The organism is Caulobacter sp. D5, assembly GCF_003185805.1.
Taxonomy (GTDB): domain Bacteria; phylum Pseudomonadota; class Alphaproteobacteria; order Caulobacterales; family Caulobacteraceae; genus Caulobacter.
Window position 1 is genome coordinate 1 of the sequence record NZ_QHJY01000328.1, and the last position, 14,418, is coordinate 14,418.

Annotated in this window: 10 protein-coding genes and 1 pseudogene; 5 read left to right on the forward strand and 6 right to left on the reverse strand. The window is 70.0% G+C overall.

The features are described 5' to 3' along the window. Positions 1 to 205, reverse strand: a pseudogene (locus DMC18_RS26660) (hypothetical protein); the annotation flags it as partial. Further along, complete coding sequence (locus tag DMC18_RS19715) at positions 202 to 636, reverse strand: DUF488 family protein (RefSeq protein WP_110122170.1); 435 nt, start codon at positions 634 to 636, stop codon at positions 202 to 204. The gene DMC18_RS19715 and the pseudogene DMC18_RS26660, both read right to left, overlap by 4 nt. A gap of 75 nt (positions 637 to 711) precedes the next feature. Here DMC18_RS19715 and DMC18_RS19720 point away from each other — a divergent pair, with 75 nt between their 5' ends. Then, the gene (locus tag DMC18_RS19720; protein ID WP_110122169.1) at positions 712 to 1,617 is read left to right on the forward strand and encodes an alpha/beta fold hydrolase; all 906 of its coding nucleotides are present in this window, start codon (positions 712 to 714) and stop codon (positions 1,615 to 1,617) included. 192 nt (positions 1,618 to 1,809) lie between these two features. Here the strand turns inward: DMC18_RS19720 and DMC18_RS19725 are convergent, their stop codons facing one another. Beyond that, the gene (locus DMC18_RS19725) at positions 1,810 to 3,924 is read right to left on the reverse strand and encodes a M13 family metallopeptidase (protein ID WP_110122168.1); all 2,115 of its coding nucleotides are present in this window, start codon (positions 3,922 to 3,924) and stop codon (positions 1,810 to 1,812) included. A 111-nt stretch (positions 3,925 to 4,035) separates the two neighbouring features. Then, entirely contained in the window at positions 4,036 to 4,521 is a 486-nt protein-coding gene (locus tag DMC18_RS19730; RefSeq protein WP_110133235.1) for a copper chaperone PCu(A)C, read from the reverse strand. Positions 4,522 to 4,843: 322 nt separating this feature from the next. Here DMC18_RS19730 and DMC18_RS19735 point away from each other — a divergent pair, with 322 nt between their 5' ends. Then, complete coding sequence (locus DMC18_RS19735; RefSeq protein ID WP_110120747.1) at positions 4,844 to 6,403, forward strand: MDR family MFS transporter; 1,560 nt, start codon at positions 4,844 to 4,846, stop codon at positions 6,401 to 6,403. Positions 6,404 to 6,535: 132 nt separating this feature from the next. Here DMC18_RS19735 and DMC18_RS19740 read toward each other — a convergent pair whose 3' ends face one another. Beyond that, positions 6,536 to 8,698 carry a primosomal protein N' gene (locus DMC18_RS19740; RefSeq protein ID WP_110133236.1) on the reverse strand — a complete coding sequence of 721 codons (2,163 nt, stop codon included), beginning with the start codon at positions 8,696 to 8,698 and terminating at the stop codon, positions 6,536 to 6,538. Positions 8,699 to 8,889: 191 nt separating this feature from the next. On the opposite strand from DMC18_RS19740, the gene DMC18_RS19745 reads away from it, so the two are divergent. Both DMC18_RS19745 and DMC18_RS19750 read left to right on the forward strand, forming a co-directional pair. After that, a complete protein-coding gene (locus DMC18_RS19745; protein ID WP_110120749.1) occupies positions 8,890 to 9,570 on the forward strand; it encodes a DUF484 family protein in 681 nt (226 codons plus the stop codon). A gap of 145 nt (positions 9,571 to 9,715) precedes the next feature. After that, entirely contained in the window at positions 9,716 to 10,630 is a 915-nt protein-coding gene (locus DMC18_RS19750; protein WP_110120750.1) for a tyrosine recombinase XerC, read from the forward strand. Between the two features lie 198 nt (positions 10,631 to 10,828). Here the strand turns inward: DMC18_RS19750 and DMC18_RS19755 are convergent, their stop codons facing one another. Further along, a complete protein-coding gene (locus DMC18_RS19755; RefSeq protein WP_110120751.1) occupies positions 10,829 to 12,784 on the reverse strand; it encodes a sulfatase-like hydrolase/transferase in 1,956 nt (651 codons plus the stop codon). Positions 12,785 to 13,035: 251 nt separating this feature from the next. On the opposite strand from DMC18_RS19755, the gene DMC18_RS19760 reads away from it, so the two are divergent. Continuing rightward, positions 13,036 to 14,418, forward strand: a 1,383-nt coding sequence (locus tag DMC18_RS19760) for a methyl-accepting chemotaxis protein (protein WP_110133237.1), incomplete at its 3' end; no start/stop codon positions are given.

Genomic DNA, 14,418 nt, shown 5'->3' on the forward strand with positions numbered 1-14,418 from the left:
GCTCGACCGCGCCCACCGCGTGGCCCAGCCCCGCCAGCCAGGCCGCGTCGCGCCCGGTCCCCGCGCCGATGTCGGCGATCCGCGCGGGCGTCGCCGGCATGAAGCCGGCCACCGGGGCGTAGAGCCCCGCCGGGTCGATGGTCTCGAACCGTTCGGCCAGCGCCGCCCCGTCGGCCTCGTAGCCGGCCAGCACCGCGTCGGTCACAGGTCGACGACTTCGCATTTCAGGCTGGCGCGGATGCGGTCGGCGACCAGGCGGCGGTGGCAGCAGGCCGGGTCGTCCTCGTAGCACAGCAGGGCGATGCGCTTTTCGCCGGCCAATTCCGTCGCCTGGGCCAGGGCCACCTGGGCCTTGGGCTCCTCCAGATGGGCCAGGAAGATCTCGTGCATTTCGCCCACCCGACCGGCGCGGGCGGCGTCACGGCCGGCCTTGGGCGTGCCCAGCGGCTGCAGGTGCAGGTAGCCGATGCCCTCGGCCAACAGGCTGTTTCCCAACAGGGTCTTGGAGAAGCCGGCCTTGCGCGACGAGGCCACGGCCCGCACGTCGACCACCAGCTCGACCTGGGCGGCTTTCAGGCGCCCGATCATCCCGGCCTGGGTGTCGGTCTCGTAGCCGATCGTGGCGAGCGGATTCATCGCGGCTCCATTGGACGGCGAGGCTGCCCGCCCCTACCTTAAGGCGCAAGTCGACGAAGAAGGAACCTCGGGCCTATGGACGCCGCCGTCTTTCGCGAACCCAAGCGGCGCTTGATCGCCATCGACAGCCCGGCCGGCGGCGGCGAGATGGCGGCGCTGGACTTCGGCCCGCCCAGCCGCTCCGTCGACGTCGTCTTCGTCCACGCCAACGGCTTCAACGCCCAGACCTACCGCACCCTGCTGGCCCCGCTGTCGGCCGGCCTGCGAGTGCTGGCGGTCGACCAGCGCGGCCATGGCGACAGCCGGCTGAAGGCCGATCCGGAAGGCCGCCGCTCGTGGCTCGACCTGCGCGACGACCTGCTGGCCCTGCTCCAAGCGCTGGACCAGGCGCCGGTGGTGCTGGCCGGCCACTCGATGGGCGCCACCGTCAGCCTGCTGGCCGCCGCCCAGGCCCCGGGCAAGGTCTCCAGCCTCGTCCTGCTCGATCCGGTGGTCATGCCGCGCATGCTGGCCCTCTACGCCAAGGCCCCCTGGACCTCGGGACGGCTGTGGAAGCGCCTGCCGATCGCCCAGGCCGCCACCCGCCGGCGCGAGGTGTTCGACAGCCGCGAGGCCGCCTTCAACGCCTATCGCGGCCGCGGCGCCTTCAAGTCCTGGCCCGAGGCGATGCTGGCCGACTATGTCGGCGGCGGCTTCAGGGACCGGCCCGACGGCAAGGTCGAGCTGGCCTGCACCCCCGCCTGGGAAGCCTCCAACTACGCCGCCCAGGGGCATGATCCCTGGCGCGCCGTGTCCGAGTTCCGCGGCCCGGTGCGGATCCTGAGGGCCGAGCACGGCTCGACCTGCCGCACCGGCGACGGCGCGGCCTTTTCCCGCCGCGGCAAGGCCGTGCGCATCGAGACGATCGCCGGAACCAGCCACTTCCTGCCGATGGAACGCCCGGACCTGGTGCGCGAGGCGATCTTCGAGGCGGCGACTTAAGCTTCCAAAGAAAAACCCCGAGCGGTGAGGCCCGGGGTCGCTCTTCAAGATCCTCCCCCTCTGGGGGAGGTGGCCCGGAGGGCCGGAGGGGGGACGTTTTCAGCTTCCGCTGACGCCAGCCGATTTCGCAGCCACTTCCCTCTCCGTCGCCTTCGGCGACACCTCTCCCACAGGGAGAGGGTCTCTCTCAAATCACCAGATCTTCACGCGGTCTTCCGGCGCGATGTAGAGCTTGTCGCCCGGTTGCACGTCGTAGGCCTTGTACCAGCCCGGCTGGTTCCGGATCGTGCCGTTGACGCGGTAATAGGCCGGCGAGTGCGGGTCGCTGGCGATCTGCTGCTTGAGCGCGTCGTCGCGGCTCTTCTGGCGCCACACCTGGGCCCAGCCGAGATAGACCCGCTGGTCGCCGGTGAAGCCGTCCAGCACCGGGGCCGGCTGACCCTTCAGCGAGGCGTGGTAGGCGTCCAGGCCAAAGGACAGGCCGCCCATGTCGCCGATGTTCTCGCCCATGGTCAGGTCGCCGTTGACGTGCACGCCCGGGAAGGGCTCGAACGCCGAGTACTGCTTGCCCAGCTTGGTCTTCTGGACCTCGAACTTGGCGGCGTCTTCCGCCGTCCACCAGTCGCGCAGCACGCCGTCGCCGTCGGACTTGCGGCCCTGGTCGTCGAAGCCGTGGCCGATCTCGTGGCCGATCACCCCGCCGATGCCGCCGTAGTTGACGGCAGGATCCGCGTCCGGATGGAAGAACGGCGCCTGCAGGATGGCGGCCGGGAACACGATCTCGTTGTTGACCGAGTTGTAGTAGGCGTTGACCGTCTGCGGGGTCATGCCCCACTCGGTCTTGTCGACCGGCTGGTTCAGACGCTCGACGTCATGGCGCCATTCGAAGGCGTTGGCGCGCAGGCTGTTGCCGTAGGCGTCGCCCTCGCGGATCTCCAGCTTGGAATAGTCGCGCCACTTGTCGGGATAGCCGATCTTGACGGTGAACTTGGCCAGCTTGTCCAGCGCCCGTTCCTTGGTCTCCGGACCCATCCAGTCGAGGTTCTCGATCCGGGCCTTGAGCGCCGTGCGCAGGTTGCCGACCAGGTCGACCATCTTGGCCTTGGAGTCCGGCGGGAAGTATTCGGCCACATAGACCTTGCCGACGCTCTCGCCGAGCATGTCGTTGACCTGGGCGACGCCGCGCTTCCAGCGGGGCTTCTGCTCGGGCTGGCCGGCCAGGGTCTTGTTGCGGAACGCGAAGCTGGCGTCGACGAAGCGCTTGGACAGCAGCGGCGCGGCGCCGTCGACGACCTTGAACGTCTGCCAGGCCTTCAGGGTCTCCAGCGGGGTTTCGGCGTAGATCTTGGCGAACTTCGGGAAGGCCGTGTCGGTAGTCACCACCACGCGATTGATCTTCGGCAGTTCGGTGCCGACCAGGAAGCGGTTCCAGTCGTAGCCCGGGGTCATGGCCTGCAGCTCGGCCCAGGTCTTGGGATTGTAGGTCTTGTCGCGGTTGCGGCGTTCGACGCGCGTCCAGCTGGCCTCGGCCAGCCGCGTCTCGAAGGCGACCACGGCCTTGGCGCTCTCGGTCGCGTTTTCCCAGCCGACGGAGGTCAGCATCTTGGCGACATAGAGCTCGTAGGCGGCCTTCTTGTCGGCGAACTTGGCGTCGAGATAGTAGTCGCGGTCGGGCAGCGACAGGCCGCCCGGGCCGGCGTAGACGGCGTAGCGGGTCGGGTTCTTGGCGTCGGTCGAGACATAGAGGCCCAGGATCGACGAGAAGCCGGTGGTCGCGCTCTTGCCCATCAGGGCGGTGAAGTCGGCCTTGGTCTTGATCTCCCGGACCTGCTTCAGCTCGCCGGCGATCGGCGCGACGTCCAGGGCGTTGATGCGGGCCTCGTCCATGAAGGCCTTGTAGGCGGCGCCGACCTTGACGCTGTCGGCGTCGGTGGTCTTGCCGGCGGCGGCGCCCTCGATAATGGCGCGGGTGCGGGCTTCGGACAGCTCGGCCAGCTTGTCGAAATTGCCGTAGCGGGTGCGGTCGGACGGGATGGTCGTGACCTCGTCCCACTTGCCGTTGGCGTACTTGTAGAAGTCGTCGCCCGGCTTCACCGAGGTGTCCATGCCCGAGAGGTCGAAGCCCCACTGGCCGTAGCGCGGCGACTCCAGCGAAACCTCGGCGGCGCCGGCGTCGGAGCCCTGGGGCAGCAGCGACTGCACGGTGCAGGCGTCGTCGATGCAGGCGTGCTCCTCATGGGCCTGGGCGGCGTAGGCGGACATCGAAAGGGCGACCGCCGCAGCGGCGCCGAACCAAGCTTTTTTCATCGAAAGGCAGATCCGTTGGAAAACCCGCGGCAATCTGCGCCGGACGCTGAAATTTCCTGCCTTAAAATTCTGTCATGTTTGCCCGAAACAGGGTCGGCGCCCCTTGCCTGGTCAGTGGCGGTGCGGCGGGGCGGACGGAGCCTCAACCATCGGTCGCGGCGCGTTGCGCTGGATCGCCAGACGCGCCTCGACGCGGCGGCCGTCGTCGAAGATCAGGGTCAGCGGCAGGCGACCGCCCGGGGTCAGTTCCGCCCGCAGCCCCATCAGCATGAAGTGCCGGCCGCCAGGACCGAAGACGAGCTTGCCGCCGGCCGGTATGACCACGCCGCCGTCGCCCATGCCCTGCATCGAGGCGACGCCGCCCTGCATCCGGGTCTGGTGGATCATCACCTCGCGGGCCGACGGGCTCTCGGCGCGGACCAGCGTCACCGGCCGCTCGCCGGTGTTGATCAGAACGAGGTAGCCGGCCCCGTTCATCCCCGCCGGCGCCGGCCGCGCCCAGGCCTCGCGCACCGACACCGGCGCCCCGCGCGGCGCGGCCGTCGCGACGATGGGGGCCAGGGCCAGGAGGGCGAGAAACGGAACGAGGCGGCGCATGGGGGGGGGTCTCCATGGAGGGCGCAAGACGCTTACGCCGCCCCGGCGCGCGGGGCGAGCAACCGAAAGTTGGATTGCTCCTCAAGACCCTCTCCCTGAAGGGAGAGGTGTCGGCGAAGCCGACGGAGAGGGGAGTCGCGCCGGCATCGGCCAATGCGGCGGCGGTTGAAAACGCCCCCCTCCGGCGCTTCGCGCCACCTCCCCCACAGGGGGAGGATCTGATCACCGCTCTGCGAACGAGATCGCCGTTCCCTCTCCGCCTTCCGGCGCGAACCATGCTAGGCGGGGCGACCCCCTCGGGACATCGCCCACGGACCATCGCATGACCGGCCAATTCACCGACGCCGAACGCCGCACCACCCTGGCCGGCCTGATGATCGTCTTCCTGCTCAGCGCGCTGGACCAGACCATCGTCTCCACCGCCATGCCGCGGATCATCTCCGAGCTGCACGGCCTGACGCTCTACAGCTGGGTGACCACCGCCTACCTGCTGAGCTCGACGGTGATGGTGCCGATCTGGGGCAAGCTGGGCGACATCTACGGCCGCAAGCCGGTGCTGGTGGCCGGCATCTCGATCTTCATGATCGGCTCGTGGCTGTCGGGTCTCTCGGGCGAGTTCGGCCCGATCGCCGGCATGAGCGGCATGGTGCAGCTGATCGTTTTCCGCGCCCTGCAGGGGATCGGCGGCGGGGCGCTGTTCACCACCGCCTTCGCCATCATCGCCGACCTCTATCCGCCGCGCGAGCGGGGCAAGTTCGCCGGCATCTTCGGCTCGGTGTTCGGCCTGTCCAGCGTGCTGGGCCCGCTGATCGGCGGCTATTTCACCGACCACGGCACGATCCAGCTGGGCGCCCACGTGATCGCCGGCTGGCGCTGGGTGTTCTACGTCAACCTGCCGCTGTGCCTGCTGTCGCTGTTCATGATCCTGGTGAAGATGCCGGCCCTGCCGCACCAGCGCTCGGGAAACATCGACTTCCTGGGCGCGGCCCTCTTGATCGCCGCCTTCGTGCCGCTGCTGCTGGCGCTCAGCCTGGGCGGCCACGACATCGCCTGGGCCTCGGTCCAGAGCGTGGGCCTGTTCGTCGGCGCGGCCGTGGCCCTCGCCCTGTTCGTCTATGTCGAGAGCCGGGTGTCGAACCCGATCGTTCCGCTGCATCTCTTCAAGAACAAGACCTTCGTCACCGCCAACCTGGCGGCCTTCCTGATCTCCATGGCCTTCATGGGGGTGGCGGTGTTCCTGCCGCTCTACATGCAGCTGGGCCTGGGGGTGGACGCCACGACCTCGGGCCTGGCCATGCTGCCGCTGATGGGCGGGCTGATCGTCGGCTCGTCGGTGTCGGGCCAGCTGGTCAGCCGTACGGGCAAGTACAAGCCGTTCATGCTGGCCGGGGCGGTGCTGCTGCTGGTCGGGGTGACCCCGATGACCCACCTGGCCGGGATCAGCCACCTCTACTGGCTGTGCCTGCTGCTGCTGGTGGTCGGCGTGGGCCTCGGACCCAACCAGAGCCTCTTCAACCTGGCCACCCAGAACGCGGTGTCGCCGCGCGACATCGGCGTGGCCACCAGCTCCAACCAGTTCTTCCGTCAGATCGGCTCGACCGTAGGCGTGGCGGTGGCCGGCGCCCTGCTGACCACCCGCCTGGCCAGCTACGGCGGCGGCAAGCTGGATCTCGGCGCCCTGCAGGGCCTGGCCCTCGAGAGCGGCGTGGTCGGCGGCCACCGCGACCCGGCGCTCGGCCAGGCCCTGGCCTACGCGGTCAGCGGCGTGATGCAGGCGGCCCTGGCGGTGATCGTGCTGGGCGTGATCGTGATCTTCTTCGTCCCCGCCCTGCCCCTGCGCTCGCGCATGCCGACGCAGGAACCGGTGCTGGAGAAGGAATAGAAGACCCTCCCCCTCCTGGGGGAGGTGGCCCGGAGGGGGGGGACGTTTTCAGCTTCCGCTGATTTAGGCCAACTACCCAGCCGCTTCCCTCTCCGTCCGCTTCGCGGACACCTCTCCCTTCAGGGAGAGGGTCTAGAGAAACGAATACGGGTCGATGTCGATCGTCACCCGCACCGAGTTCGGGATCCTGGCCCGCGCCCGCCACGCCGCCATGAACGCCGGCAGGTCGACATTGCGTCCCGCCCGCACCAGGAACCGCTTGCGCCGCCGGCCGCGCACCAGACCGAGCGGCGCATCGGCGGGGCCGTAGACCTCCACCCCCTCGGCGTTGGGGGTCGCCGCGGCCAGGGCCTGGACATAGGCTTCCAGCGCCTCGGCGTCGGGACCCGAGGCGATCACCGCGGCCAGGCGTCCGAACGGCGGCAGGCCGGCCTCTTCGCGCATGGCCATCTCGGCCTCGACGAAGGCGTCGCGGTCCTGGGCCTTCAGGGCCTGGAGCACGGCGTGCTCGGGGGCGTAGGTCTGGAGATAGGCGCGGCCCGGCTTCTCGTGACGACCGGCCCGGCCCGTCGCTTGCGCGAGAAGCTGGAACGTCCGCTCGCCGGCCCGCAGGTCGCCGCCCCGCAGGGAAAGGTCGGCGTCGATCACCCCCACCAGGGTGAGATTGGGGAAGTTGTGGCCCTTGGCGGCCGCCTGGGTGGCGACGAGGATGTCGATCTCGCCGGCGACCATCGAGTCCACCAGCGCCCGCGCCCCGGCCGGATCGAACACCGTGTCCGACGAGAAGACGGCGATGCGGGCGTCGGGGAACAGGTAGCGCGCCTCTTCTTCCACCCGCTCCACCCCCGGGCCGATCGAGACCAGGCTGTCCTTGGCCCCGCAGTGCGGGCAGGCCTCGGGCTTCTTCATCGAGAAGCCGGTCAGGTGGCAGACCAGGCGCCCGGTATAGCGGTGCTCGACCAGCCAGCTGTCGCTGTCGGGCGACTTCAGCTTTTCGCCGCAGGCCCGGCACAGCACCAGCGGCGCATAACCCCGGCGATTGAGGAAGAGCAGGCTCTGCTCGCCCTTCTGCAAGGTCAGCGACACGGCCTTGACCAGGGTCGGCGACAGCCAGCGGCCGGGCTCGGGCGGACTGGCCCGCATGTCGATCAGGTGCACGTCGGGCAACTGCGCCGTGCCGTGCCGCGCCCCCAGGCGCAGCCAGCGATAGCGGCCGGACTGGGCGTTCCACAGGCTTTCCAGCGAGGGCGTCGCGCTGGCCAGCACCACCAGGGCCTTCTCGATCTTGGCGCGGGCCACGGCCAGATCCCGGGCCTGATAGATGAAGCCCTCCTCCTGCTTGAACGAGCCGTCGTGCTCCTCGTCGACGACGATCAGCTTGAGGTTCGTGAACGGCAGGAACAGCGCCGAGCGGGCCCCGGCCACGATGCGGGCCCGGCCGTCGGCCACCGCCTCCCAGGCCCGGCGGCGGCGCGGCGGCGAGACGCCCGAGTGCCACTCGATCGGCGCGGCCCCGAACCGCTGCTCGAAGCGGGCCATGACGGCTTGAGTGAGCGCGATCTCGGGCAGCAGCACCAGCACCTGGGCGGCCGGATCGGCGGCCAGGGCGGCGGCGGCGACCTCCAGATAGACCTCGGTCTTGCCCGAGCCGGTGACGCCGTCCAGCAGCGCGGCCTGGAAGCCGCCGGCCGCCAGCATGTCGGCCATGACGTCGGCCGCGGCCTTTTGACTCGGGTTCAGGGTCTGGGGCGGCAGGGAGAGGTCCGGCTGGGGCACGGAATCGTCGGCGGCGACCAGCACCGCCTCCAGCGCGCCCTCGTCCACCAGTCCCTTGACCACCCCGGCCGAGACCCCGGCCTGGCGGGCCAGTTCGGCGGCGCTCATCGGGCCATGCTCGGCCGCGGCCAGCACCTTCAGGCGGGCGGGGGTCATGCGGCCGGGCTGGACGCCGGTCAGGGCCACGGCCTTTTCGGGCTTGGCGGCCGGATGGCGCAGGCCGCGCAGGGCCGTGGCCAGCGGCCAGCCGGGCACGTCCACCGAATAGCGCGCGGCCCATTCCACGAAGGTGATGACATTGGCCGGCAGGGGCGGATCGTCCACCCGGTGCAGCACGGGCTTCAGCGGCCGGTTGCCGCCCGCGCCTTCGCGCAATCCCGTCACCACCCCGCGCACGGTGCGCGGGCCCAGCGGCACGGCCACGTGGTCGCCGACGGCCAGCGCCAGGCCCTCCGGCTCGGCGTAGTCGAAGGCCTCGGGCAGCGGCATGGGCAGCAGGACGGAGGCGATGCGCGGCATGGTACCCGCCTTCTGCAACGGAAACGGCGCCGCGTCGAGACACCTAAGCGGGCGCGCATCCCGGCGGGTCAGCCGCGAGCCGCTGACCCTGATGCGCTTGCCTCGGCTCAGCTCATCAAGCCGTCGTTAACCGAAACAGGGCTTCATCGGGTTCGCCTGACGCGTGCAGGCGAACGCAGGGATAGGTGTTCATGAGCGAGTTCAGTCAGGCGCTGGCCCAGCCGCAGATCGATCCGGACCTGGTCCGCGACTTCCTGCGCGACCAGCCGGAGATGCTGCGCGACGACGCCGACCTGCTCAGCGACCTGGGTCTCAAGCTCGACGGCGGCAATGTCGTCGAGTTCGGCCACGTCGCCATCGCCAAGGCCGCCGCCGCCCGCGAGCGCGAGGCCCATGCGCGCAAGTTCGTCGAGGCCACCGCGGAGGCCAACATGTCGGCCCAGGCCCAGGTGCACGCCGCCGTCATCGACCTGCTCGACGCCCGCAACCATTCGGATCTGGCCCGCCGCGTCGACGAGATGGCCGCCCTGCGCTTCAGCCTCGCCGCCGGAACCCTGGCCCTGGAAGGCCCCGCCCGGGTGCCCGCCGGCTGGCACGCCCTGGTCGACGGCCAGGTCGATATGATCATGGGCGACCACGGCGTCGCCCGCATGGGCTTCTTCGCGCCCGCCCTCGGCCTCTTCGGCGAGAAGTTCGAGACCATCCGCAGCATGGCCATCGTCCGCATGGCCCTGTGGGAGCCCTCGCGCCAGGCCGTCCTGGCCTTCGGCTCGACCGACCCCGAAGCCTTCACCCCCGACATGGGCTCCGACCTCGTGGCCTTCCTGGCCCGCGTCGTCGAGCGCACGGCCGAGCGTTGGCCGGTGCCGTAATGAAATCCTCCCCCCCTGGGGGAGGTGGCCCGGAGGGCCGGAGGGGGGGCGTTCTCAGCTTCCGAAAAGCTGACCGGCCTTGCCCCCACTCCCACCTCCGTCGGCTTCGCCGACACCTCCCCCAGAGGGGGAGGATCTTCCTGCCATGACCGCCCGCGAAGCCCTGGCCGCCTGGCTCACCCACCTCGCCGACGAGCGCCGCGCCTCGCCGCGCACGCTGCGGGCCTATGGCGACAACGTGCTGGCCTATCTGAACTTCATCGAGGGCCACAACGGCGGCGGCCTGTCGCTCAAGGACCTCGGCGCCGTCTCGGCCGCCGACCTGCGGGCCTATCTGGCCTTCCGGCGCTCGGGTGATCATCCGCTGTCGCCGCGCTCGGTCAGCCAGTCGCTGTCCTCGATCCGCGCCTTCCACCGCTTTCTCGACGCGCGCCTGGATACGCCCAACGCCGCCATCGGCCTGGTGCGCGGCCCGCGCATCAAGGTCGGCGCCCCCCGTCCCGTTTCCGAAGACCAGGCCCGCGGCCTGCTGACCGAGATCGCCCTGGATCCCGACCGCGACGAATGGGAGGCCGCCCGCGACGAGGCGGTGCTGACCCTGCTCTGGGGCTGCGGCCTGCGGATCTCCGAAGGCCTGTCCCTGACCCGCGCCGATGCGCCCCTTGCCGAGACCCTGCGCATCACCGGCAAGGGCGGCAAGACCCGGATCGTGCCGGTGCTCGACGCCGTGCGAACGGCGGTGGACGCCTATGTCGCCGCCCTGCCCTTCGTGCTCGGCCCCGACGAGCCGCTGTTCCGGGCCAAGCGCGGCGGGCCGCTGTCGCCGCGCCACGTGCAGGCGGCCATGCAGCTGCTGCGCGGGCGCCTGGGCCTCTCCGACCGCGCCACGCCCCACGCCCTGCGCCACAGCTTCGCCACCCACCTGCTGGGCGCCGGCGCCGACCTGCGCTCGATCCAGGACCTGCTGGGCCACGCCTCGCTGTCGACGACCCAGCGGTATACGCAGGTGGACGCGGAAGGCCTGCTGGCCGCCTACGGCAAGGCGCATCCGAGGGCTTGAGAGCCACCACGCACCCACAATTCGTCATCCCGGCCGAAGCGCAGCGTAGAGCCGGGACCCAGGAGCCGCCGCGATGCGTCGGCCAACGCTGGGGCGGCCAACCCGACCACCGCGCCCAGTCCCCTGGGTCCCGGATAAGCCCTTCGGGCTTTCCGGGATGACGAGGGTTGGGGTTTTGCTGAGGCGGGAGAACAGGGATCAGGAAAGATCCCTTTCCTCCAGCGCCGCCAGCAGCACAGCCAGCCGGTCCACCTCGGGCTGCAAGGCCGGGTCCAGGCGGGCGCGGGGCGGGTTGGCCTCGACATAGACGAGGTTCACCGCCTCGTTGGGATCGTCGAGCAGGTCGTACATCTCCCACTCCTGCCCGGCGCGACCCGACGGGTCGAAATAGCGGCTGAGCTTGAAGCGCTGGGTGCGCACCGAGCGCACGTGGTTGGGCTGGCGCACCGAGCCGGGGGCGATGTCCACCGGCGGGCGTTTCGGATTGCCGGCGCGCAGCTTCTCCACCGCCACGTCGAACACCGCGAACTCCTTTTCGCACTTGGTGTTGTGCGGATTGTTCAGCGGCGGCGAAGGAGCGGTGATCTCGTCGTCGGTGATGAACAGCACGCCCTGGCGCTCGCAGCCGTCGGGCTCGATCACCCTGTCGGTCTCGCCGCGGATCAGCGGGGCCAGGTTGACGCCCGGCAGCGGCGGGACCGGCTGGCTCTTGGCCAGCACCCCGGCGATGGCGTCGCGCTCGGCCTCGTGCACGCCGGCCAGGCCAAGGATAGTCGGCAGGATGTCGACGTGGCTGGTCAGGGCGTCCTTGGCCAGCGGAACGCCGTCGGGGGTCTCGATACTGGCCAGGGCCGGCGGGAAGCGCACGACCACCGGCACGTGCAGCGCCTCCTGATAGGCGGTGTGCCACTTCTCGATCATCATGCCGTGGGCGCCGGCGTATTCGCCGTGGTCCGACAGGAAGACGACGATGGTGTTGTCGGCCTGGCCCGTCTCCTCCAGCGCCTTCAGCACCGCGGCGATGTGGACGTCGACCACGCTGTGCAGCCAGCCATAGAGCTGGACGAAGGCCTTCACCCCGCCGCGCGGATCGTCGGTCAGCTGGAACGGGATCGGGCCTTGCAGGGCGATGTCGGCCGCCGCTTCCAGGGCCTGCTGCTCGCTCGTCGTCGGCAGGGCGCGGGCGACGTTGAAGCCGGTCTTGGCGTTCAGGGCCAGGCCCATCTTCCAGGCGTAGTCGGCCTGGCACGAGGGCTTGCTCGACAGGTCCTCGTTCCAGGTCGGCGGCACGTGCCCGCACTCCTGCGGGAAGCCGCCGGGATTGAGCGGGATGGTCGCCGTGCCGGCGGTCGGGGCCGGGGTGCTCTGGCCCTGCAGGGGCACGGTCAACGGGTTGAAGATCCCCTGCACGCCGCTGCCGTCGGGCGTGGGCAGGGCCTGGCCGATCACCGCCGGATAGGTGGCGATGTCGTGCGGGTTGGTGAAGGAGGCGACGGCGAACCACGGCTTCAGGTCGGCGGGATCAGGACCGGAGGCGTAGGGGTCGATCGACTGGGCCGTGGCCACCGCCCGGTCGTAGTTCACCGCCAGGGCCTGGCGGCGGATGAAGGCGCAGGCGGAGTCGGTGAAGCCGGCGTCGCGATAGAGGCCCAGGTTGTTGATCGCCGCCCCGTGCGGCTCGGGCCAGCTCTTTTCCCAGTCGTCGAAGCCGAAGGCCTCCAGCGAGTGGTCCGGCGGATCGCTGACGTGCCACTTGCCGAAATAGTGGGTGGTGTAGCCGGCCTGGCGCATCCAGGCGCCCAGGGTCGGGATCCCATCGGCCGCCAGCCATGGGAAGTTGGGCGAATCGCCGCTCTTGAACAGGCCGTCGGTCTGGGTCACGCCGGTCCGCGTGCCGTACTGGCCGGTATAGATCACCGTCCGGCTGGGCGTGCAGGCGCTGGCCGCCACCGTGTGGTTGGCCAGCAGCACGGCGTTGTCGCGCAGCGCCAGCAGGCCCGGGAAATGGTCGGCGTAGGTGTTGCGCGGCTCCAGGGGCTGGAAGCCCAGCACCGCCTTCAGGTCCTCGTCCAGCCCGTGCAGCGGTCCGTAGGAGAAGCGTGGAAAGCGGTACTGGTCGCAGGTGATCAGCAGGATGTTGGGCCGTTGGGCCATGGTCGCCTCCCCAGGTCCGGGCGCGTTCGCCCTGGACCGGAAGCTGACGCTAAAATTGCAACGGAACTGTGCTCGCCTTCACACTTGGTCGGGCGCCCGACCGACGATCTGCGACAAGCGGTCGCGGGAGATAAGGAAAATCCTCGATTTAACCACGCTTTTACCGCGCACCCCGCTTGGTGAAGTCCAAAGATGAAACACCTCCGGCCACGCTGCGGCGTTCGGAGGAACGCTGAAAGCGGGACCGCCTGATGAAACTCGACGATCTGAAGATCGCCACCAAGGTGATGCTGCCGTCCATCGTGCTGGCGCTGGTCGCCGTCGCCTGCGTGGGCGTGGGCGTGTGGCAACAGAAGAAGCTGGAAGCCGCCGTGGTGCGGATCGTCGAACAGCGCACGCCAGCTGAACTGGAATCGGCCCGCTTCAACCGTCGCGTCTCGGCCATCGGCTACGCCGCCTACCGCACCGTCGCCAACAGCGGCTCGTCGGAAGCCGCGAACGCCGCCTCCAAGGAAATCGACGACAACTTCAAGACCGGCAACGAGCGCCTCGACGCCGTCGTCAAGGCCGACCCGGCCGCCGCCAAGGACATCGCCGCCTTCCGCAACCGCTTCAAGAAGGTCTACGACAGCGGCCGCCAGGGCGCGGACCTCGGCCTTCAGGACGCCAACGAAGCCGCGATCATGGTCATGGCCGTGATCGATCCGGACATCACCGGCCTGACCAAGGACGTCTCGGCCTGGACCGACAAGCATTCGGCCGAAACCCAGGCGATCGTCGAGAAGGCCCGCAAGGACGCCTCGACCGGCGTCATCTTCACCCTGCTGTTCGGCCTGGTCTCGGCCGCCGCCGCCCTGGCCTACGCCGTGTGGATCGGCCGCAGCAAGATCTCGCGCCCGCTGATCAGCCTGTCCAAGACCATGGAAGTCCTGGCCCAGGGCAGCGTCGAGGTGAACGTGGTCGGCGCCGAGCGCCGCGACGAAGTCGGCGCCATGGCCCGCTCGGTCCAGGTGTTCAAGGACAACGCCCTGGCCCTGCGCACCGCCGAGGCCGCCCAGCAGCGCGCCGCCGCCGAGACCGAGACCGAGCGCCGCAAGAACGAGCAGGTCCGCGAAGCCGCCGCCAAGGAGCAGGCCTTCGTCATGGAAGAGATCGCCACCGGCCTGAACCGCCTGGCCGAAGGCGACCTGACCTACCGCGTCGACGCTGATTTCCCGGCCGACTACAAGCGCCTGCAATCGGACTTCAACGGCGCCATCGCCCAGATGGAAGACGCCATGCGCACCATCGTCCATGCCGCCAACGGCATCGGCGCGGGCAGCGACGAGATCGCCTCGGCCGCCGACGACCTGTCGCGCCGCAGCGAGCAGCAGGCCGCCAGCCTGGAAGAAACCGCCGCCGCCCTCGACGAGATCACCGCCACCGTCCGCCGCAGCTCGGCCGGCGCCCAGGAAGCCGCCCGCGTGGTCGGCTCGACCCGCGCCGACGCCGAACGCTCCAGCGTCGTGGTCAAGGGCGCCGTCGACGCCATGCAGCAGATCGAGAAGTCGTCGAGCGAGATCAGCCAGATCATCGGCGTCATCGACGAGATCGCCTTCCAGACCAACCTTCTGGCCCTGAACGCCGGCGTCGAA